This is a genomic window from Sphingopyxis sp. sgz302558, assembly GCF_057220455.1.
In genome coordinates, this window is record NZ_JBXPUZ010000002.1 from 598,456 (window position 1) to 620,330 (window position 21,875).

Annotated in this window: 17 protein-coding genes; 2 read left to right on the top strand and 15 right to left on the bottom strand. The window is 63.5% G+C overall.

Annotated elements, in window-relative coordinates; genetic code table 11:
* Positions 1 to 171: 171 nt before the first annotated feature.
* From AC2TC0_RS08400 to uvrA, 4 genes are all read right to left on the bottom strand, one after another.
* Positions 172 to 1,404 (bottom strand): acyl-CoA dehydrogenase family protein, encoded by a 1,233-nt coding sequence (locus AC2TC0_RS08400; RefSeq protein WP_484717054.1) that lies wholly within the window; start codon positions 1,402 to 1,404, stop codon positions 172 to 174.
* Between the two features lie 116 nt (positions 1,405 to 1,520).
* Positions 1,521 to 2,567, bottom strand: a complete 1,047-nt coding sequence (locus tag AC2TC0_RS08405; protein ID WP_484717055.1) for an acyl-CoA dehydrogenase family protein — start codon at positions 2,565 to 2,567, stop codon at positions 1,521 to 1,523.
* An 83-nt stretch (positions 2,568 to 2,650) separates the two neighbouring features.
* Entirely contained in the window at positions 2,651 to 3,094 is a 444-nt protein-coding gene (locus AC2TC0_RS08410) for a hypothetical protein (protein WP_484717056.1), read from the bottom strand.
* Positions 3,095 to 3,149: 55 nt separating this feature from the next.
* The gene (uvrA, locus tag AC2TC0_RS08415) at positions 3,150 to 6,047 is read right to left on the bottom strand and encodes an excinuclease ABC subunit UvrA (RefSeq protein WP_484717057.1); all 2,898 of its coding nucleotides are present in this window, start codon (positions 6,045 to 6,047) and stop codon (positions 3,150 to 3,152) included.
* 418 nt (positions 6,048 to 6,465) lie between these two features.
* Here uvrA and AC2TC0_RS08420 point away from each other — a divergent pair, with 418 nt between their 5' ends.
* On the top strand, positions 6,466 to 6,795 hold the full coding sequence (locus AC2TC0_RS08420) for a UrcA family protein (protein WP_484717058.1): 330 nt from the start codon (positions 6,466 to 6,468) through the stop codon (positions 6,793 to 6,795).
* A 226-nt stretch (positions 6,796 to 7,021) separates the two neighbouring features.
* Here AC2TC0_RS08420 and AC2TC0_RS08425 read toward each other — a convergent pair whose 3' ends face one another.
* The 11 genes from AC2TC0_RS08425 to AC2TC0_RS08475 all read right to left on the bottom strand — a co-directional run bounded on the left by AC2TC0_RS08425 (position 7,022) and on the right by AC2TC0_RS08475 (position 21,333).
* Positions 7,022 to 7,753 (bottom strand): LytR/AlgR family response regulator transcription factor, encoded by a 732-nt coding sequence (locus AC2TC0_RS08425; RefSeq protein ID WP_484717059.1) that lies wholly within the window; start codon positions 7,751 to 7,753, stop codon positions 7,022 to 7,024.
* The gene (locus AC2TC0_RS08430) at positions 7,753 to 8,931 is read right to left on the bottom strand and encodes a sensor histidine kinase (protein WP_484717060.1); all 1,179 of its coding nucleotides are present in this window, start codon (positions 8,929 to 8,931) and stop codon (positions 7,753 to 7,755) included. The genes AC2TC0_RS08425 and AC2TC0_RS08430 overlap by 1 nt, the downstream gene beginning before the upstream one ends.
* 87 nt (positions 8,932 to 9,018) lie before the next feature.
* Positions 9,019 to 11,694, bottom strand: coding sequence for a valine--tRNA ligase (locus AC2TC0_RS08435; RefSeq protein ID WP_484717061.1), 2,676 nt, complete (start codon positions 11,692 to 11,694; stop codon positions 9,019 to 9,021).
* A 46-nt stretch (positions 11,695 to 11,740) separates the two neighbouring features.
* Positions 11,741 to 13,807 (bottom strand): dipeptidyl-peptidase 5, encoded by a 2,067-nt coding sequence (locus AC2TC0_RS08440; RefSeq protein ID WP_484717062.1) that lies wholly within the window; start codon positions 13,805 to 13,807, stop codon positions 11,741 to 11,743.
* A 141-nt stretch (positions 13,808 to 13,948) separates the two neighbouring features.
* Positions 13,949 to 14,647, bottom strand: coding sequence for a phosphate regulon transcriptional regulator PhoB (gene phoB / locus AC2TC0_RS08445; protein WP_484717063.1), 699 nt, complete (start codon positions 14,645 to 14,647; stop codon positions 13,949 to 13,951).
* A gap of 10 nt (positions 14,648 to 14,657) precedes the next feature.
* On the bottom strand, positions 14,658 to 15,353 hold the full coding sequence (gene phoU / locus AC2TC0_RS08450; protein WP_484717064.1) for a phosphate signaling complex protein PhoU: 696 nt from the start codon (positions 15,351 to 15,353) through the stop codon (positions 14,658 to 14,660).
* Between the two features lie 23 nt (positions 15,354 to 15,376).
* On the bottom strand, positions 15,377 to 16,165 hold the full coding sequence (pstB, locus tag AC2TC0_RS08455; protein ID WP_484717065.1) for a phosphate ABC transporter ATP-binding protein PstB: 789 nt from the start codon (positions 16,163 to 16,165) through the stop codon (positions 15,377 to 15,379).
* A gap of 1 nt (position 16,166) precedes the next feature.
* On the bottom strand, positions 16,167 to 17,441 hold the full coding sequence (gene pstA / locus AC2TC0_RS08460) for a phosphate ABC transporter permease PstA (RefSeq protein ID WP_484717066.1): 1,275 nt from the start codon (positions 17,439 to 17,441) through the stop codon (positions 16,167 to 16,169).
* A complete protein-coding gene (pstC, locus tag AC2TC0_RS08465) occupies positions 17,434 to 18,810 on the bottom strand; it encodes a phosphate ABC transporter permease subunit PstC (protein WP_484717067.1) in 1,377 nt (458 codons plus the stop codon). The genes pstA and pstC overlap by 8 nt, the downstream gene beginning before the upstream one ends.
* A 101-nt stretch (positions 18,811 to 18,911) precedes the next feature.
* Positions 18,912 to 19,952, bottom strand: a complete 1,041-nt coding sequence (locus tag AC2TC0_RS08470; protein WP_484717068.1) for a substrate-binding domain-containing protein — start codon at positions 19,950 to 19,952, stop codon at positions 18,912 to 18,914.
* 118 nt (positions 19,953 to 20,070) lie between these two features.
* On the bottom strand, positions 20,071 to 21,333 hold the full coding sequence (locus AC2TC0_RS08475) for a sensor histidine kinase (RefSeq protein ID WP_484717069.1): 1,263 nt from the start codon (positions 21,331 to 21,333) through the stop codon (positions 20,071 to 20,073).
* Between the two features lie 101 nt (positions 21,334 to 21,434).
* On the opposite strand from AC2TC0_RS08475, the gene AC2TC0_RS08480 reads away from it, so the two are divergent.
* Positions 21,435 to 21,845, top strand: coding sequence for a hypothetical protein (locus AC2TC0_RS08480; protein WP_484717070.1), 411 nt, complete (start codon positions 21,435 to 21,437; stop codon positions 21,843 to 21,845).
* Positions 21,846 to 21,875 lie beyond the last annotated feature (30 nt).

Here is a 21,875-nt window from a genome sequence, read left to right on the forward strand (position 1 = left end):
CGGCAATTATGTTAGCTGGCTCAAATGCTAAAGTCGATCTGATACGCAACTTCGCAGCAGCTGATGTGCTGAGGTGAAAACCTAGTTTTGGTGGGCCATTGCCTCTAGATTAACTAGGTTCTGTGCTTGCGCGATGAAAATATAGGTTGCCGTGGGTCGCACCCCCCCCCATCACCCCAACTTAACCGCCTCGCTAAACGGCACATCCTTGTCGGGCCGCACGTCGCCCGGCAGGCCCAGCACGCGCTCGGCGATGATGTTGCGCAGAATCTCGTCGGTGCCGCCGGCGATGCGCAGGCCGGCGGCGCCGATGTAGCTGCCCTGAAAGCGCGTCATGTGGGGCAGGGCGGGGGCGTCGGGGCCCGTCATCGCGCCCGCGCTGTCGGCCAGGTCGGTGGCGAAGGCGCCCATTTCCTGCATCGTTTTGGCGACGACGACCTTGCTGATGCTGCTTTCGGGGCCGGGGGTGCGGCCGCTCGATAGCGCGCTGATCGTGCGCATGCGCGTCAGCGCGATGCCGCGGTCGGCGATATAGGCGTCGGCGATTTTCTGGCGGACGTGGCTTTGTTCGAGCGCGCTGCCGCCTTCGTCGGTGGCAATCGCGCGTGCGAGCTCGATCATTTCCTGCACGCCGGGCGCGCTCGCGGGTTTGCCGCCGACGGCCAGGCGTTCGTGCATCAGCGTGGTCAGCGATACCTTCCACCCTTCGCCCACGCCGCCGAGGCGGTGGGTGTCGGCGATGCGCACGTCGGTGAAGAACACCTCGTTAAATTCGCTGCCCCCCGACATTTGCTTGATGGGGCGCACGTCGACGCCGGGCGCGCGCATGTCGACGATGAACATGGTCAGCCCCTTATGCTTGGGGACCGACGGATCGGTGCGGGTTACGATGATGCCATAGTCGGACAGGTGCGCACCGCTGGTCCACACCTTTTGCCCGTTGATGATCCAGTCGTCGCCATCGCGCTCCGCCCGGGTGCGGATGGCGGCAAGGTCGGACCCCGCGCTGGGTTCGCTGAACAGCTGGCACCACACTTCGTCGCCCTTCATCGCAGCGGGCACATAGCGCGCGGCGATGTCGGGGCTGAGCGCGTGGGTGAAGACGGTGGGGATGCACATGCCGAGGCCGATGGCGTAGAGGCCGGTGGGCGCGCCGACCTTTGCCTCTTCCTGATTGAAGATGATCTGCTGCATCGCGGTGCCGCCCTGGCCGCCGACGGCTTTGGGCCAGGTGATGCCGACATAGCCCGCGGCATATTTGCGCGCCTGCCACGCCTTGGCGGCGGCGATGGATTCGGCGCGGCTGGAATAATCCTCCGCCCGCAGCGCGTCGGCATTGGCGGCCAGCCATTCGCGCACCTGCGCGCGGTAGGCGGCTTCGGCGGGGGTGTCGTTGAAATCCATGTTGGGTGCCTCTCTCCAATCAGTTCGTCATTGCGAGCGCAGCGAAGCAATCCAGAGCGGTGCGGAGCCGCCCCTGGATTGCTTCGTCGCTGCGCTCCTCGCAATGACGATGCATCTTACGCTGCCATCGCCGAATTGCGCTGTTCGAGCGCGCGGACGAGGCGGTCGGCCCAGAGCGCCTTGCCGCCCAAGGCCAGCGTGAGCGTGCGCGCGCGGCGATAGAAAAATTGGCAGTCGCTTTCCCAGGTGAAGCCGATGCCGCCGTGCAGCTGGACATTTTCTTCCGCCGCAAACTGATAGGCATCGATCGCGGCGAGGCGCGCGCCCGCGGCGGCCTGCGCCAGTTCGGGGGCATCGGTGCTGAGCGCCCAGGCGCCATAATAGGCGTGGCTGCGCGCCAGCTGGTTCTTGATGTACATGTCGGCAAGGCGGTGCTTGACCGCCTGATAGCCCGCGATCTTGCGGCCAAAGGCGACGCGCTGCTGCGTGTAGCCCAATGCCATTTCCATCGCCGCGTCGGCCCCGCCCAGCCCTTCGAAAGCGAGGAGGATGGCGGCGCTGTGCTGGAAGGCTTCGGCGGCGGTGCCGCCGCCCGCCATGGGGGCGGCATGGCCGGTGAGGGTCACGCGCGAGGCTCGGCGGACAAGGTCGACGGTTTCGACGGGTTCGACCTTGCACTGCGCGGTTTCAATGAGGTGCAGGCCATTGGGCGCGGTGAAGATGATGAAATCGGCGGCCGCGGCGTCGTGGACGGGGGCCAGCGTGTCGCCGGTGACGGGCTTGGCGGACAGGGCGACGGTGCCAATCGCGCTGCCCTCGGCAAGTTTGGGCAGCCAGCGCGCTTGCTGCTCGGGCGTGCCGGCGATGAGCAGCGCCTCGGTCGCAAGCAGGACCGAGCTGGTGAAGGGCACCGGCGCGAGCGCGCGGCCAACTTCTTCGGCGAGCACGCACAGGTCGAGGATGGAGAGGCCAAGGCCGCCGTGCTCTTCCGGAATGCGCAGCGCGGGCCAGCCGAGCGCGACAATTTCGGCCCACAGCGCGGCGTCGTGGCTGGCGCCCGATTCCATGACGGCGCGCGCCTTGGCCTTGTCGGCGCGTTCGGCCAGGAATTTGCGCGCCTGGTCGCGCAGCGCTTCGGCTTCGTCCGAAAATTGGAAATTCATGGCGTCGTCTCTCCCTTTACGTGAACGTAAGGGGAAGGCGCGCGCAGTCAATGGGGTTGTGGGGTCAGCCCGCCAGCGCTGGATTAATAGCCGTGCTGGCCCTCGGGGTAGGTGGCGACGGAGTCGCCTTCGCCGGGGGCGGTCGTTGGGCGATACGACTCGCTCATCTCGAGGCGCCGGCGCAGGCTTTCGGGCGGGGCCGGGCGCGGCGGCGGCGGGCCGGAGGTGAAGGTTCCGAAGGGCGGTGGGTCGTCACGCTTTGCTATGACCTCTTCGATGCAGGGCTGCGCGAGGCTTTGGTGAACGGCAAGCGTATATTCGGCGTCATCGTTCGCGCGCTTCCACTTTGTCGCGGCGCGCAAGGCACAGCCGCACATCTCGACCGCTTCCATGCGGGTGAAGCCATTGTCATCGGCGATCGCGATGCATTGGCGGCGCGCCTCGCTCTGGGCGCTGGGCGGGCTTTCGCGCCACTCGCTATATGCCTCGTTAAGTCCGCCCATCGCCACGGCCGGAACGATGATCATCCAAAGTCGCATGCGCCGCCTCCCTGTGTCGTGGGGGGAGCGTAAGGCGATGAATTTAATGCCCGGTTAGCATCGGGGCGAGATATTCGCCGGTGAAACTGCCCTTGGTTTTCGCCACCACCTCTGGCGTGCCTTCCGCCACAATCCGCCCGCCTTTGACGCCGCCTTCGGGGCCCATGTCGATGATCCAGTCGGCGGTTTTGATAACGTCGAGGTTGTGCTCGATCACGACCACGCTGTTGCCCTGGTCGACGAGGGCGTGGAGCACCTCGAGCAGCTTGCGGACATCTTCGAAATGCAGCCCCGTCGTGGGCTCGTCGAGGATGTAGAGCGTCTTGCCGGTTGAACGGCGCGAGAGTTCCTTGGCGAGTTTGACGCGCTGCGCCTCGCCCCCCGACAGGGTGGTGGCCTGCTGGCCGACCTTGATGTAGCCAAGGCCGACTTCGCACAGCATCGCCATCTTGTCGCGGATCGCGGGGACGGCCTTGAAGAAGTCGTTGGCATCCTCGACCGTCATGTCGAGCACGTCGGCGATGCTCATCCCCTTGAACTTCACCTCGAGCGTTTCGCGGTTGTAGCGTTTGCCGTGGCACGTCTCGCACGTCACATAGACGTCGGGCAGGAAGTGCATCTCGATTTTGATGAGGCCATCGCCGGCGCAGGTTTCGCAGCGCCCGCCCTTGACGTTGAAGCTGAACCGCCCGGGCTTGTAGCCGCGCGCCTGCGCCTCGGGCAGCCCGGCGAACCAGTCGCGGATGGTGGTAAAGGCGCCGGTGTAGGTCGCAGGGTTCGAACGCGGGGTGCGGCCGATGGGCGACTGGTCGATGTCGATAATCTTGTCGCAATATTCGAGCCCGGTCAGGCTGTCGTGCGCGCCCGCGACGACGCGCGCGCCATTCAATGTGCGTGCGGCCGCGGCATAGAGCGTGTCGATGACCAGACTGGATTTCCCGCTGCCGCTAAGGCCGGTGACGCAGGTGAAGGTGCCCAATGGAATGCGCGCGGTGACATCGAGCAGATTGTTCGCGCGTGCGCCCTTCAGCACCAGATCGAGCCCATTGCCGGGGCGACGACGCTTCGGCACGTCGATGCGCCGCGTGCCGTTGAGATAGTCGGCGGTCAGGCTCTTCTTGCTTTTCAGCACCGTTTTGAGCGGACCTTCAGCGACGATTTCGCCGCCGTGCACGCCCGCGCCGGGGCCCATGTCGACGATATGGTCGGCGCTGCGGATCGCATCCTCGTCATGCTCGACGACGATCACGGTGTTGCCGAGGTCGCGCAAGCGGCGCAGCGTGGCGAGCAGCCGGTCGTTATCGCGCTGGTGCAGCCCGATGCTGGGCTCGTCGAGCACGTAGAGGACGCCTGACAGGCCGCTGCCAATCTGGCTAGCGAGGCGGATGCGCTGGCTCTCGCCGCCGCTGAGCGTCCCGCTGGTGCGGTTGAGGTTGAGATAATCGAGCCCGACATTGTTGAGGAAGCCCAGCCGCTCGTTGATTTCCTTGAGGATGGCTTTGGCGATCTGGCGCTGCGTGTCGGTCAGCTTGTCCTCGAGGCCAGAGAACCACGCCAGCGCATCGCCGACGCTGCGCTGCGCCGCCATGCTGATATGTTCGCCCGCGATCTTGACCGCGAGCGGTTCGGGACGCAGCCGCGCGCCGTGGCAAGTTTCGCACGGCTGCGCGGTCTGGAACTTGCCCAGTTCCTCGCGCATCCACGCGCTTTCGGTTTGCAGCATGCGGCGGTTCAAATTGCCGATGACGCCCTCGAACGGCTTTTTGGTGGTGAAGGTGCGGCGGCCATCGATGAAGGTCAGCTCGACCGGCACGCCGCCGCTGCCGTAAAGAATGACCAGCTGCTGCTCGCCGCTGAGTTTGCTCCACGGCGCGTCGAGGCTGAACCCGTACGCTTTGGCGAGGCTGGCGAGCACCTGCATATAATAGGGGCTGGGCGGGTTCGATTTGGCCCAGGGCACGACCGCGCCTTGTTTGATCGACAGCGCATGGTTCGGGACGACCAGCTCGGGATCAAACTCCAGCCGCTCGCCAAGACCATCGCATGCCGGGCAGGCGCCCTGCGGGGCGTTGAAGCTGAACAGCCGCGGCTCAATCTCGGCGATGGTGAATCCCGAGACGGGGCAGGCGAATTTCTCGCTGAAGACGATACGGTTAGGGGGCAGGCCTGCGCCCTTCATTGCGCCCCCCGCGGCGTCCTCTTCCTCCCGGCCGGGGACATTGCCATCTGCTAAATCCACATAGGCCAACCCGTCGGCCAGCTTCAGTGCGGTTTCGAAGCTGTCGGCGAGGCGCGTTTCGAGGCCTTCGCGCACGGCGATGCGATCAACCACCACTTCGATGTCGTGTTTGTATTTTTTGTCGAGCACCGGCGCGTCGGCAATGTCATAAAATTCGCCGTTGACGCGAACACGGGTGAAGCCGTCCTTTTGCCACTGCGCCAGTTCTTTCCGGTATTCACCCTTGCGCCCGCGCACGACGGGGGCCAGCAGATAGGCGCGCGTGCCTTCGGGCAGCGCCATGACGCGGTCGACCATCTGGCTGACATTTTGCGCGGTGATCGGCAGCCCGGTGGCGGGCGAATAGGGCACGCCGACGCGCGCCCATAAGAGGCGCATATAGTCATAGATTTCGGTGACGGTGGCGACGGTCGAACGCGGATTGCGGCTGGTGGTTTTCTGCTCGATGGAAATGGCAGGCGACAGGCCGTCGATATGTTCGACATCCGGCTTTTGCATCATTTCCAGAAACTGGCGCGCATAGGCCGATAGCGACTCCACATAGCGCCGCTGCCCCTCGGCATAGATGGTGTCGAAAGCGAGGCTTGATTTGCCGCTGCCTGACAGCCCCGTAATCACGATCAGGCTGTCGCGCGGCAGATCGACATCGACGCCCTTGAGGTTGTGTTCGCGCGCGCCGCGCACTTTGATGTGGGTCAGCATATGGAAAACCTATGCTGGCGGATGCGGGTGAGACTCATAGGAGTGGATGTTCCAGATTTGTTCGCCCGATGCAATATGGTGCGGACGAGATAGATTGCACCCAGCAAGTGGCGTGGGCCGCGACAGAGTCAAGCTGCAAGCGAACATGGCCCTTTGTTTCACCCTCATTTCATCGCTTTGGCCGTTGGTCGATTTGCATCCGTCGTCCGTCCCCCCATCGACACGTAAACAGATGTAATCGAAGCCGTGTCGCACCACGGTAATACAGTTCGTAGAAGGGGGCTGCGGGGTTCGGAGGCGGTGGTGCTTCCCCGGTCTCTTCGCCTTCGGCTCCGCGCCCCATTTCGCAGCATGGCCGCTGCCCCAGACCCAGAACGGGCGGGACTGCGGCCTATAGGAAAAGAAAGCTCTCCCCCCCATGACACGTAAACTGACCCTTTTCGCCGCCATATGTGCCACCACTGTTGCCAGCGCCGCACCGGTGCTGGCGCAGAACACAGGGCCCTATGAACCCACCAGCCGCATCGTGCGCTATGACGACCTTGACCTCAACAACGAGCGTGGACGCGAGCGGCTTGAAACCCGCCTGCGTATGGCCGCCAATTCGGCCTGCGGTTTCAGGAGCGCCACGTCGCTGGCCGACCGCGCGCGCGCCAACGAATGCCGCAAGGCTGCCATCGAGCGCGTCGAGCCGAAGGTCGCCGACGCGGTGCGCAAGGCCGCGCAGCGCTACGCGCGCGCGGATTGAGGCAGAAGTAAAGCTCGTCATTGCGAGCCAAAGGTGAAGCAATCCAGGGCAGCGACAAGCCGCACTGGATTGCTTTGCTTCGTTTGCAAGGACGTGACGTTCGTCGCCAACTTTTCGTCATCCTGAACTTGTTTCAGGATAACGGACAGAGAGTGGCTTGTTGTCCTGAAACAAGTTCAGGACGACGATAGCGTTTAGGACGACGATGGCTAGGTGCCCTGTCGTCTCACCCTTGCTGCATGATCGCCTTGACGTCGTGCAGATAGGTGCGGCCGATGCGGTGCTGACCGGCTTCGCCCAGATCGATGCTCCACGCGCCATCGCCATGATGCTTGAGCGCGCGGACGCGATCGCGCCGCACCATTTTTGACCGGTGGATCCGCAGGAAGGCAGCGGGGTCGAGCCGCACTTCCAGTTCCTTGATGGTCTGGTGGATCAGCCAGCTGCGCGGGCCGACGTGCAGGCGCATATAGTCGCGCTCGGCCTCGATCCAGTCGACCGTATCGGCGTCGATCCGCAGCATTTCGCCGCGATGCTGGACCCAGAATTCATTGATCCAGTTGCCGCGCCGCTGCGCCGGATCGCCCTGCCGCAGTTCGCGCACGCGCGCGATGGCGCGGGCAAGGCGGTCTGGTGACACCGGTTTGAGCAGATAATCGACCGCGGCAACATCGAACGCGGCGACCGCAAATTTATCGAAGGCGGTCACGAAAACGACGGCAGGCGGGGTGTCGAGCTTGTCGAGCGCAGCAGCCACACCCAGACCATCGAGCCCGGGCATGGCGATGTCGCACAGCAACAGATCGGGGGCGAGCGCTTCGACCATGCGCAGCGCCGATGCGCCGTCGCTGGCGGTCCCGACGAGCAGCACGCCTTCCTGCTGGCCCGCGAGTATTTGCAGCCGTTCAATGGCGAGCGGTTCGTCGTCGACGATCAGCGTGCGGAGCGTGCGGTCCATCAGGAAAAGGCCTCATCGCCCAGCGGCAGCCACAGGGTGACGGTGAAACCGCCCGCCTCGTTCGGCCCCCATTCGCACCCGGCGCGCGCACCGTAACGCGTCATCAGCCGGTCGCGGACATTGTTCAGACCCAGGCCGGTGCCGGGAGCGGGAACGGGCGCATCAGGGTCGATATCGTTGCTGACCGAGACCACCAGCTGGCCATATTCGGCCGACGCATCGAGGCGGATGCCGATCGGCTTACGTGCCGGGCCGACGCCATATTTGATGGCATTTTCGATGATCGGTTGCAGGATCAGCACCGGCACGAGCGCATTTTCCAGCGTGGCGGGGACATTTTCATCGACGTGCAGCCGATCGGGGAAGCGGGCTTGTTCGATGTTGAGATAGAGCCGCTGCAGCGCGATTTCATCGGCCAGTGTGACCAGGGTTTCGGGGTCGGCCGCCAAATTGCTGCGCAGGAAAGACGACAGGTTGATGATCATCGCTTCGGCATCGGCCTTGCGCCCGGCGAGCACCAGCGAGGACAGGCTGTTGAGCGTGTTGAACAGGAAATGCGGGTTGACCTGATAATGGAGCGCCCGCAGCTGCGCGGTCTTGGCCTCTAGCCGATAGGTGTTTGCCTGACTTTCCACCGCGCGCATTTCATTGGCATAGCCCAATGCAACATAGAGCGCGGCCCAGACGGCGAAGAAGAAATACCATCTTATGCTGCTGTCGAGCACCAACACCGTCTGCCAGGCAGCGGGGTATTTGTCCTGCACTTCGGCGATGATCTTCACGCTCTCGTCGGTGGGGAACCAGACGAAAAAGGCATAAAGATTGATGATCGCGTAAAGGATGGTCAGCGGTACCGCTGCGCCGAACGCGACGCCGAGCCGCGCGCCGAACGAACGCGGCTGGACGCGGATGAGCAGCAGATAAAGCAGCAATGTGCACAGCGCGCCAAAAACGACGACAATGGCGCGGCGCCCCATCAGCCCGACCTGTTCGGGTGCGCCCGCGAGTGCGGCAAGGCCGGTGGTAATCAGGAAATAAATCGCCCACATGGCGATGATCGACCCCACCGCCACGCGCCAATCGACGCGCGCATCCGCCGCAGCCCATTCGGGCGGCGCAGCGAGCAAGCGCGCGCGCTGGTCAGCAACGAAACGGGCAGGCGAGGTGGGTTTGTTCACGACGCCTGCATAGCAAGGTGACGCGGGCTTTGCAGCCCCCGTGCGGATTTTGGTCGAACGGGCGGGCGGGTTGGTCGAAGCCTACGCTCAACCCAACCGCGCCAGCGCCGCACCCAACCGTTCAGCCTCGGCGGCCTTGGCGGCGTGGTCGGCGCGGGCCTTTTCGACCGCTTCGGGCTTGGCGCGCTCGGTGAAGGCGGGGTTGGCGAGGCGCGCGGCGAGGGCGTCGCGCTCCTTCGCGGCGGCCTCGAGCGATTTGGCAAGGCGCGCCTTTTCCGCCGCAATGTCGATGATGCCTTCGAGCGGGATGACGATGGTCTCACCGTCAATCACCAGCTGCGCCGATGCCCCCGCCGGGGCCGGATCGGTGCTGACCGAAGAGAGGCGGGCCACACGTTCAAGCGCGGGAGCCATGGCGGCGGCGCGTGGCGCAAGGCTGGCGGGAATATGCGCCGCGAGGCGTGCACCGGGGGCGATGCCCAGTTCAGCCTTGGCCGCGCGCAGCTCGCTGACCAGCTTGATCAGCCATTCGATTTCGGCCTTGGCGGCGGCATCGACGCCTGCGCCCGGTTCGGGCCATTTCGCGGTGATCAGCGGATAGTTGGCGCGATCACCCAGCTGGCCCCACAATTCTTCGGTAACGAACGGCATGAAGGGGTGGAGCATGACCAAAATCTGGTCGAGCACCCAGCCGGCGACAGCCCTGGTTTCGTCATCGATCTGGCCTTTGATCAGCTCCAGATACCAGTCGCAGAAGCGGTCCCAGGTGAAGCTGTAGATTGCATTCCCCGCCTCATCGAAGCGGAAGGCGGCGAGCGCGGCGTCGACGGCGGCGACGGTTTCGGCGACTTCGCCGATGATCCAGCGGTTGACCGCCAGCGTCGCGGGCGGCGCGGCGATGGTGGTGCTGGCGCCAATGCCATTGGCCTCGCAAAAGCGCGCGGCGTTCCATAGCTTGGTCGCGAAATTGCGGTAACCGGCGAGGCGCGCGTCATCCATCTTGATGTCGCGCCCCTGGCTTTCCATCGCGGCCATGAAGAAACGCAGCGCGTCGGCGCCGTACTGGTCGATCAGGCCCAGCGGATCGACCACATTGCCCTTGGATTTGGACATTTTCTGCCCGTCGGGCGCGCGGACGAGGCCGTGGAGGTACAGCGTCCGCCACGGCACTTCTTTCATGAAGTGCAACCCCTGCATCGCCATGCGCGCATCCCAGAAAAAGAGGATGTCGAAGCCGGAAATGAGGACGTCGTTGGGGTAATGGCGCGATATTGTGTCTGTCTGCTCCGGCCATCCCAGCGTCGCGAAGGGCCACAGCGCCGAGGAGAACCAGGTGTCGAGGACGTCGGGATCGCGCGTCAGCGTGACGCCGTCGCCCGCCAGCGCCTGCGCCGCTTCTTCATTCTCGGCGACATAGCACCCACCGTCATCGCCATACCATGCGGGGATTTGATGGCCCCACCACAGCTGCCGCGACACGCACCAAGGCTGGATATTCTCCAGCCAGTTGAACCAGGTTTTTTCCCACGTCTTGGGGACGATATTGATGTCGCCGTCGCGGACGGCCTTGATCGCGGGCTGGGCGAGCGTGGCGGCGTCGACATACCATTGGTCGGTCAGCCAGGGTTCGATCACCACACCGCCGCGGTCACCGAAAGGGGTGGGGATGGTGCGCGGTTCGGCGTCGTGTTCGACGACGTCCCCATTCTTGTCAGCCACGATGTGCGGGACGAGCAGGCCGAGCGCCTTCAACCGTGCGACAACATCCTTGCGCGCGTCGAAACGCTCCATGCCGATCAGGTCGGCGGGGATGAGGCCGTCTGCCGTCTGCACGACCCGCGCTTCGGCGTCGAACATGTTGAGCATGTCGGCGGGTTTGATGCCCGCGCGCTTGCCGACCTCGAAGTCGTTGAAATCATGGCCCGGCGTGATCTTGACGGCGCCGCTGCCCAGTTCGGGGTCGGCATGCTCGTCGGCGACGATGGGCACTCGGCGGCCGGTCAGCGGCAGTTCGACATATTTGCCGATGACACTCTTATAGCGCGGATCGTCGGGGTGCACCGCGACCGCCATGTCGGCGAGCATCGTTTCGGGGCGCGTGGTGGCGACGACAATATGGTCGCTGCCATCATCGAGCTTTACCCCATCGGCGAGCGGATAGCGGAAGCGCCAGAAATGGCCCGGTACGTCGTGTGTTTCGACCTCAAGGTCCGAAATCGCGGTCTTGAGCTTGGGGTCCCAGTTGACGAGACGCTTGTCGCGGTAGAGCAGGCCCTGATTATAGAGGCCGACAAACACTTTGGCGACGGCGCGGTTCATGCCGTCGTCCATCGTGAAGCGTTCGTTGGCCCAGTCCATCGAACAGCCGAGCCGCCGCAGCTGGCCGGTAATCGCGCCGCCGCTTTCGGCCTTCCATTCCCAGACCTTTTGAACAAATTCGTCGCGGGTGAAATCGGTGCGCTTTTGCTGGCGTTCGGCCATTTGCCGTTCGACCACCATCTGCGTCGCGATGCCGGCATGGTCCATGCCGACGACCCACAAGGCATCCTTGCCGCGCAGCCGTTCGTAGCGGATCAGCACATCCTGAAGCGTGTTGTCGAGCGCATGGCCGATGTGGAGCGCGCCCGTCACATTGGGCGGCGGGTTGACGATGGTATAGGGGACTGCATCGGGGCGGTGCGGGCGGAACAAGCCGTTCGCCTCCCAATGCTGCGCCCATTTCGCCTCGATTGCGGCGGGTTCGAAGGTTTTTTCCAGTGCCATGACGCGCTGGCCTTAGCCGCCGATGGTGCGGTGCGGCAAGGGGGCGCTATTTTTCCAAATGCCGTCCCACGAAATCGAACACGGTGCGGTACCATTGGACGCTGTTCTGCCCCTTCAAAATCCAGTGGTTTTCGTCGGGAAAGACGAGCAGTTCGGCGGGCACGCCGCGGCGCTGCGCCGCGGTCCAGCCTGCGATGCTTTGCGTGTAAGGGACGCGGTAGTCCTTTTCGCCGTGGATGAAGAGCGTGGGGGTTCGCCAGTCAGCCACATGGTTTACCGGGTTCCATTTTTCGGGGTCGGGGCGGCTGTACCACGGTCCGCCATGGTCCCATTCGTCGAACCATAGCTCTTCGGTTTCATAGGCCATGGCGCGCAGGTCGAAGATACCGGCGTGGTTGACCAGGCATTTGAAGCCGCCCGGCCACTGGCCCGCGATCCAGTTCATCATATAGCCGCCGTAAGAGCCGCCGAGCGCGCAGGCGTTGGCGGGATCGACCGCCGGATTGGTGTTGGCGGCGGCGGCCATCCCAAGCTGCAGGTCGGTGAGCGGCTTGCCGCCCCAGTCGCGGTTGATGCTGTCGGTAAAGGCTTGGCCGTACCCGCTCGACCCGTGGAAATCGATGGTGACGACGGCATATTGGCCGTTCGCGAACAGACGCGGGTTCCAGCGCGTGGACCAGCTGTTGAAGAAACTGCTCTGCGGCCCGCCATGGACGAGGAGCAGGGTAGGCAATTTGCCCTTCGCCCCCATCGGCGTGATGATTTGCCCGCGCACCAAATCGCCATTTGCGCCGGCAAAGCCGAACTGTTCATATTGCACCGGCGCGAGCGCGGCGAGGCGATCTGCGTTGCTGTTCGACAGGTTGCGCGCCTGCCCCTTGGCATCGCGCAGGATGACGTCGGTCGGCCCGGCGATGCTGTTGAGCAGATGCACCATGCCGCCCTTCGCGAGCGGCACGACGTCGAACACATTGCCGCGTTCGGTGATGCGGTCGACCTTGCCGCTGCGGATGTCGACACGGAAGGCGGGATGTTCGAGCAGATCCTGTGCGGTGACGATGATGCTCTTGCTATCGGGCGACCAAGCGATCAAGCCGACCGAGCGGTCCCAATTTTGCGTGAGCCGGCGCACTGCGCCGCTTTTCAGGTCGCGCAGCATCAACACCTGCCGGTCGGCCTCATAGCCCGGCCGCGCCATCGCGGCATAGGCAAGCCATTTGCCATCGGGCGAGGCGGCGGGAAGGGTGTCGGTGGCGGCATTGGCGGCGGTCAGATTGACGGGCGGGGCGCTGCCGTCGGCCGGGGCCTGATAAATGTCGAGGTTGGTTGACCGCGGTTCATTCCTGTCAGCAAGGCGCAGCGTGAAGAAGACCGATTTGCTGTCGGCGCTCCAGCTGAGTTCGCCGCCGTCACCGAAGGGTTTGGACGGCGTGTCGCCGACAAGGGTGCCGGATACGGCGCGCGGGTTGGCAGCCTTGCCGTCGATCAGATCAAAGACGAAAGCGCGGCTGTAGCGGCCCGGCGTTTCCCAGGCGTCCCAGTGGCGGACAAAGCCGACGCCGTCCTTGTAATGACGTCCGGTTGCCGCAGGGATACCCGTTGCTGCTGTCGCTGGACAACCCAATGTCGAACAATCGACAGGCGCATCGCCCCAGACCAGTAGCTTTTTGCCATCTGGGGATATTTTGAAACCGGCCACGTCAGCTTGAGTGCTGGTAATTTGCTCCGGTTTGCCCGCCGCTGCTGGCCCGGCGCTGCGCCACACCTGTGTCAGGCCCGACGTGTTGGACAGGAAATAGAGGCCGCCATCGGGGCCAAAGGCCGGCGCGCTTTCATTTTTGCCGGGCGTGTCGACAATCTGGATGGGCCGGGGTTCGGCGTCGCCGGTGGCCGCCATCCACAAGCCGGTGCTGCGGGCATAGGTGGCGGGGTCGGTCGCGGTCTGTTGCCACACCACGACTGCGCCATCGGGCGACACGGTGGGGGCGGCGACACGGTCGAAGGTCGCCAGATCCTCGGGCGACAATGGGCGCTGGTTTTGCGCCATGGCAGGGGCAGCTAAGGCAAAGGGGGCGGCGGTGAGCGCAAGGGCGCGGATGAAGTGCTGGATCATGCCGCAGGTGTAGCGGCGGGCGGTAGGAGAGGGAAGGGGGTGAACATCATCGTTCGTCGTCCTGGACTTGTTTCAGGACAACGGGGGTACGGTGGCTTGTTGTCCTGAAACAAGTTCAGGACGACTATGGTTTTGGTGAATTTACAATTCCCCGTCGGCATCCAGCGCATAGCCCGCCGAGCGCACCGTGCGGATGATGTCGGCGTGGCCGTGCGCGTTGATCGCTTTGCGCAGCCGGCGGATATGGACGTCGACGGTGCGCAATTCGATATCGCTATCCTGTCCCCACACGCTGTCGAGCAGTTGCCCGCGCGAAAAGACGCGGCCGGGATGTTCCATGAAATGCCTGAGCAGGCGAAATTCGGTGGGGCCGATGGCGAGCGTCGTGCCGCCGCGCTTGACCTTGTGCGCCACCGCGTCGAGCTCGATGTCCGAATAGGCGAGGATTTCGCCCGCCAGCGCCGGGCGCAGACGGCGCAGCACCGCCGCCACGCGCGCCACCAGTTCGCGCGGGCTGAACGGCTTGGTGACATAATCGTCGGCACCGGTTTCGAGGCCGCGAATGCGGTCTTCTTCCTCGCCGCGCGCAGTGAGCATGATGATGGGCACGTTCGCGGTGCGTGCGTTGCGGCGCAGGCGGCGGCACACTTCAATGCCCGACAGACTTTCGACCATCCAGTCGAGCAGGACGATGTCGGGTACGCGCTCGGCCGCCAGCACCAGCGCCTGTTCGCCGTCGGGCGTATGGCGCACAGCATAACCTTCTTTGGCGAAATGCCAGACGATGAGTTCGGCAATGGCCTCGTCATCTTCGACGAGCAACAAGTCAGGCTGTGGCATTTGTTACCCCTCAAGCAACGGGATCGTCGCCCTTTTCGCGGTCTTCCAAGCGGTTTCCTGTGACAACATAATGAACCATTTCCGCAATATTTGTGGCATGGTCCCCGATGCGTTCGAGGTTCTTGGCAACGAACAGCAAATGCGCCGATTCGGAGATAGCGCGCGGATTTTCCATCATGAAAGTCACCAGCGCGCGGAAGATGCTGTTGTAGAAATCGTCGACCGGCTTGTCGCGCACTGTCACATTCCGGGCGAGTTCGGCGTCGCGCCGGGCGAAGCTGTCGAGCGAGTCCCGGACCAGGCCAGCAACCAGTTCGGACATCGACATGAGCAGCGGAATTGCCTCGATCGAGCGGCTTTCGTTCAGCTGCGCGACGCGCTTGGCGATATTCTTGCTATAATCGCCGATGCGTTCGACAACCGACACGATTTTCAGCGACGCGATGAGTTCGCGCAGGTCGTCGGCCATGGGTGCACGCAGGGCAATCACTTCGACAGCCAACCGCTCTACTTCGGCCTCCAGCGCGTCGATGCGCGCGTCGTCGCGGATCACCTCGCTCGCAAGCTGAAGGTCGCCGGTGTTGAGCGCCGTCATAGCGCGGGTCAGCGCCTGTTCGGCCCGCCCGCCCATTTCGCTGATCAGCCCGCGCAGGCGATTGATGTCATCGTCAAACGCCTTGACCGTATGTTCGCCGCCGATACCCATGTCTTTTTGTCCTTGTACGCCGGTCAGCCGTAGCGGCCGGTGATATAATCCTTGGTCCGTTCATTCTTCGGATTGGTGAAGATGTCGGTCGTCTTGCCATATTCGATCAGGCTGCCGAGATGGAAAAAGGCGGTGCGCTGTGACACGCGGGCGGCCTGTTGCATGTTATGCGTGACGATAACGATGGCGTAGTTGCCGCGCAGTTCGTGGATCAGCTCTTCGATTTTTGCCGTCGCAATCGGGTCGAGCGCCGAACAGGGTTCATCCATCAGAATGACTTCGGGGTCGACCGCGATGGCGCGCGCGATGCACAGCCGCTGTTGCTGACCGCCCGACAGCGCAGTGCCGCTTTCGCTCAGCCGGTCCTTGACCTCGTCCCACAGCCCCGAGCGGTGGAGCGCGCGCTCGACGATGACGTCGAGATCGGCTTTGTTCGGCGCCAGCCCATGAATGCGGGGACCATAGGCGACATTGTCATAGATGGATTTGGGGAATGGATTGGGCTTCTGAAACACCATCCCGACCCGTGCGCGCAGCTGGACCACGTCCATCGCGGGGTCATAGATGTTTTCGCCATCCAGCTTGATCGCGCCGGTCACCCGCGCGCCGGCGATGGTGTCGTTCATGCGGTTCAAGGAACGCAAGAAAGTGGATTTTCCGCAACCCGACGGGCCGATGAAGGCGGTAACCAAATCGGTGCCTACGGCAATCGACACGTCCTTGATGGCCTGTTTCTCGCCATAAAATACGTTGACGCTTTCCGCCGTCATCTTCGGATTTTCAGGCAGGGCGGCAGTTTCGGCTTCGGTCATGTCACCAGCGCTTTTCAAAACGGTTGCGAAGATAGATGGCGAGCGCGTTCATCGATAAAAGGACGATGAGCAGCACGATAATGGCGGCGGACGTTTTCTCGACAAAGCCGCGGTTGACTTCGTCCGACCACAGGAAAATCTGCATTGGCAGCACGGTCGACGGCGAACACAAGCCGTTTGGCACATCGCCGATAAAAGCACGCATGCCGACCAGCAGCAGCGGCGCGGTTTCGCCCAGCGCGCGCGCCATGCCGATGATCGTCCCCGTCATGATGCCGGGCAAAGCGAGCGGCAAGACATGATGGAACACGACCTGCACGGGTGATGCGCCAACGCCCAGCGCGGCATCGCGGATCGACGGTGGCACCGATTTGATGGCATTGCGGCTGGCGATGACGATAACGGGCATAGTCATCAGCGCCAACGTCAACCCGCCGACGAGCGGGCTGGCCTGGCAAATGCCGAAAAACTGGATGAACACCGCCAGGGCAAGCAGACCAAAGATAATCGATGGCACCGCCGCCAGATTGTTGATCGACACTTCGATGAGATCGGTCCAGCGGTTCTTGGCGGCATATTCCTCGAGATAGAGGGCCGCCAGTACGCCCATCGGGAAAGCGACGACAAAGGCGATGAGGATAGTCATCAACGAGCCTTTGAGCGCGCCCCAGATGCCGGCAACCGCAGGGTCGGTGGCGTCGGCGCTGGTGAAAAAGGGCCAATGGATGCCGGTCGACAACAGGCTTTTGGCCTTCAGATCGGCCACTACGGCCTCCGCCGCCGCGCTGCCATCACTCTTGGCGGCAATGTCCACGTCAGATGAAACAGGAATCGTAAAATCGCTGCGTTTTGTTGCCAGTTCAGGATCGGCCTTGATGGCGTCGCGGACGACTTTCCAGCCATTTTCGGAGACGACCCAGCGACGGTCCGCGCCTAGTGCCGCTTCGGCAGAAAAATCGACAATGTCGCGCAGACCCGCATTGGCGAGCTGGCGATCAATATCGGGTGCCGCAAAATCCTCGGTACTGACGGTCAAAGGATTGGCAGCGAAATCGATCGGGACGGTCACGCTGGTATAAGTAAAGCCGCGCAGCCCGTTGCCGATCATCGTGATCAGCAGGAAAGCCAGAAACAGACCCGACAGCGTCACCGCCCCCAAGCCGATAAACCGGAACCGGCGCTCGGCAGCGTAGCGCCGCGCGATGCGGCCCTGCATGGCACTGCCTTTCCAGTCGGTCGGGCCGGTGCGCGCGGAAGTGGGGACGGGGCTATTCATACGCTTCCCGGTATTTCTTGACGATGCGCAGCGCGACGATGTTGAGCAGCAATGTCACGACAAACAGCACTAGCCCCAGCGCGAAGGCCGCCAGTGTCTTGGCGCTGTCGAATTCCTGATCGCCGGTCAGGAGCTTGACGATCTGTGCCGTAACCGTGGTGACGCTGGCAAAGGGGTTGGCGGTCAGGTTCGCCGACAGGCCGGCGGCCATAACCACAATCATGGTTTCGCCAATGGCGCGGCTGACCGCCAGCAATATGCCGCCCATGACCCCGGGCAACGCCGCCGGAATCAGCACTTCACGGATGGTTTCGTTGGAAGTCGCGCCCAGCGCCAGCGAGCCATCGCGCATCGCCTGCGGCACGGCATTGATGCTGTCATCGGCCATTGACGAGACAAAGGGGATAATCATGATGCCCATCACCACGCCCGCCGCCAGCGCGCTTTCGGTGCTTGCATTGGGCACACCGAGCATCGCGGCAAAATTGCGAAAGGCGGGGGCGACGGTCAGCGCAGCAAAATAGCCGTAAACGACCGTCGGGACCCCCGCGAGGATTTCCAGCATCGGCTTCACCCACTGCCGGACTTGGGGGCGCGCATATTGGGTGAGATAGATGGCGCTCATCATCCCGATGGGGATCGCAACGATCATCGCGATGATCGCGCCAATCAGCACGGTGCCCCAGAACAGCGGGATAGCGCCGAAGGTATCGGGTTCAGGAACGCCCGCTTCGGGCTTCCACGTTGTTCCGAACAAGAGCTCGGTTGGCGGGACCAGTGCAAAGAAGCGCAAGGATTCAAACAGGAGCGAAAACACAATGCCAAAGGTGGTCAGGATCGCCACCAACGATGCTGCAAACAACAGCACCATCACCACCCGTTCAACCCGCGTGCGCGCACGGAAATCCGGCTTGATGCGGGTGAAGGCATAGGCCCCCCCGGCCAGCAGCAGCGCGATGGTAGCGACGACACCGATGGTGCGGAATTTTGCCGTTGCCTCGCGATATGGCCGAATGAAAGGCCCGGCGGCCGGGTTGGAAGCGATGCTCTTCTCTCCGGTCGCAACGCTGCGCGCGTCGCCCAAAATGGCCGCGCGCTCAAATCCGGGCGGTGGCAGCTGTTCGGCCGCGCGCGTCGTCAGCACATCGTTGGTAATCAACGCCGGCGTGATGTTGTTCCAAACCGCCAGAAACAGCGCCGCCGGGACAACGAGCCACAAGGCGACGTACCAGCCGTGGTAACCAGGCAAGCTGTGCAGACGCGTCGCGGGTTGGCGCGCCAGCATCGCCGCGCGCGCACGCGCGCTGAGCCAGCCAACCACCCCCAGCCCGAAAACGAGCAAGATCAGGATGAAAGTCGTACTGCCCATTTTGCCCCTGTCGTTCCGGCGGGGTCAGACGCGCTGTCCATCCCGCCCGGCATTAAAAACTGCGTTGGCACCCCGCTGGACTGGCCAGCCGCGCAAAGTCCTCAGTTCAGTCCCGCTCCGGTCATGACGGTCCTTGCCTTCAGCGCTTCGGCGACTGTTTCGGCCTGCTTTGCGGTGGGCGGAATCAGACCGCGTTCATTCAGATAGCCGCCGCTGGCGGAACCCTTGGCGAATTCGGCAGCATATTCCATCAGGCCGGGGATCACCCCGACATGCGCCTTTTTGATATAGATGAACATGGCGCGCGAACCCGGATAGCTGCCGTTGCCGATGGTTTCCAGACTTGGCGTCACGCCGCCAACGGGCACAGCCTTAATCTTGTCGCTGTTGCTGTTGAGATAGCTGAAGCCGAACGCCCCGATGCTGTTGGGGTTCTTGTCGAGCTTTGAGATGATCAGATTGTCATTCTCGCCCTGCTCGACATAATAGGGCGCACCGCGAAATGTGCCGCAAACCTTGTCGTGGCGTTCCTTGTCGCTGGCCTTCAGCGCCTTCATTTCGGGATTCTGGTCGCAGCCCGCGATCAAGAACAATTCCTTGAAACTGTCATAGGTGCCCGAGGTCGACGGGGGGCCGAACAGCGAAATCGGTACGGCGGGGAGAGCCGGGTTCACATCTTTCCAGGTCTTGGCGGTGTTGGGCTTGCCATAGGGTTCGGCCGCCAGCGCCTTATAGACATCCTCCAGCGTCAACGACAGGCCCGGCCCCGCCTTTGCTTCGCCAAAGGCAAGGCCGTCGAAGCCAATCTGGACTTCGATGATGTCGGTGACGCCATTCGCCTTGCACTTTTCAAATTCAGATTTCTTCATCCGGCGCGATGCGTTGGCAATATCGGGTGTGTCGGGGCCGATGCCGGCGCAAAAACGCTCCAGCCCGCCGCCGGTGCCGGTCGATTCAATCTGCGGCTTTTTCATGCCGGTGGCTTCGGCGAAGCGTTCGCCAACTAGGGTGGCGAAGGGATAAACGGTCGAGGAGCCCACCGCACGGATGGTGTCGCGCGCGCCGCCACCCGACGAAGCCTGGTCCTGGCATGCGGACAATGCCAAAGCGGACATGGCAACGAGGGCGACTTTCCTCAGCATATGCAACTCCTGTTTGCAGATTGATGCAGCGTGTAGGCGGCATGATTCGATGTTGGCCCAATCCGCTGGCGCGATGACGGTTTGATGACAACTTGCCGTCATATTTATGTAACATTGGTCAATTGTCGCCCTCTGACATGGGCAAGAGCAAGCTGACCGTAGTGCCTTTGCCCACCTCGCTTTCAATCAAAAGCCGTGCGCGGTGGCGTTCGGCGATATGCTTGACGATAGCCAGGCCCAGCCCGGTCCCGCCGACGGCGCGGCTGCGGGCGTCGTCGGCGCGGTAGAAGCGCTCGGTCAGGCGCGGCAGATGTTCGGGCGCAATGCCTTCGCCGACATCGCTGACGGCGAGCAGCCAATTCTTGCCCTCCGCGCTGAGCGCCACTTTGACGGGGGTCCCGGCCCGGCCATATTTCATGGCGTTGCCGACAATATTGTGAATGAGCTGGGTCAGCTGGGCCGCATCGCCGGGCATGGGCGCCGCCGCGATACTGTCGAGCGTGACATCGGCCCCGCGCAGCGGATCGGCAGCGCGAATGTCCGCCAGCGCGCGCTGGAGCAGCTCGGCAAGGTCAACCCGCGCGGTTGGACGGCGGTAGCGGTCAGCCTCGATCCGGGATATCGAAATCAGGTCGGCGACCAATTGTTGCATCCGCCGCGCTTCGCGGTCGATGATGCCGAGGAATCGCTTCATCACTGGTTCGGCCTCGGTCGGGTCAAGCTGGTCCAGCGTCTCGACATAGCCAAGGATGGCGGCGAGCGGCGTGCGCAGTTCGTGGCTGGCATTGGCGACAAAATCGGACCGCATCCGGTCGGCCGCGTCGATTGCCGACCGATCGTCAAGCATCAGCAGATTTTGGCTTTCCCCCAGGTTCACGATGCCGATTTGCCAGCGGTCGCCCGGTTGCTGGAAATCGACGACGTCGACCGACGCGGCGTCGCCCTGGCGGATACAGCCAAGCAGCGCGTCGATGACGGCGGGATTGCGGATGGCGGTGCGTACATCGGCGCCCGAAATATGCCGCCCAAGCAGCGCGAGTGCGGCGTCGTTGGCGAGCGATATGCGCATCGCCGACAGGCCAAGGACCGCGCGAGCATCATTGTCGATCAGCGTGTGGAAGGCGGGATGGTCAAACAGCGCTGTTTGCCGCGACTGTGCCGCCAGCAGGGGCGACGTGGGCGTTGGCGTGTTGTCGGGCAAGGTCATCACGAAAACGGCCATGACCGTCGCCAGCCCCACCACCGCCACGGCTTCGGGCACGCTAGACATGAACAGCGCCGCAATGGTTCCGGCAACCTGCAGCAATGCCGCCAGCGGCAAATGGAATGAGGCGCGGTCCATGGCGATGCTGCGCTCGCACAGGCGGGGTGCGCGGCGCAAGGGGGTTCCGCCCCTTTACGCTTGGCAAAACGTCTGTGCCAATGCGGGAAAGCGGGGGTGAGCGGCTTTGCGGGCGCCCTGCATTTGGCTAAGGTCGCCTGATGGAACCAAATAATGCCGAACAACGGGATGAAAGCGACGCACCGGACGTTCCGACCCGGCGGCGGCTGCTCGTGCTTGGCGCGGCGGGCGCAGGCGCGGCGCTAACCATCCGGCCGGCTCTGGCGCAGACCGCCGTGTCCGTGCTCAACTGCCAGATTCCCGTGCCGGGTCCGAACGGCGCGGGCCAGCATATCGACCCCTATGGCAAGCTCGTCCCGGCAGGAACGCGCGGGGCATTTCCCGGTGCGCCACGGCCCTTTACGGGTGAAGAGGTAAAGGCGGCTTTTCAGGGCCGCTCGCTGCCCGGCACGTCGCGCGACCAAAGCCAAGCCTATTTGCAATATATCCGCCGCTTGCAGGCGGGGCAGACCGGCTTTACCTGTTTCGCATCAATCCAGATGCCGCGCTGAACCCGCCACCCGGGGGGGGGGGGGGGGGGA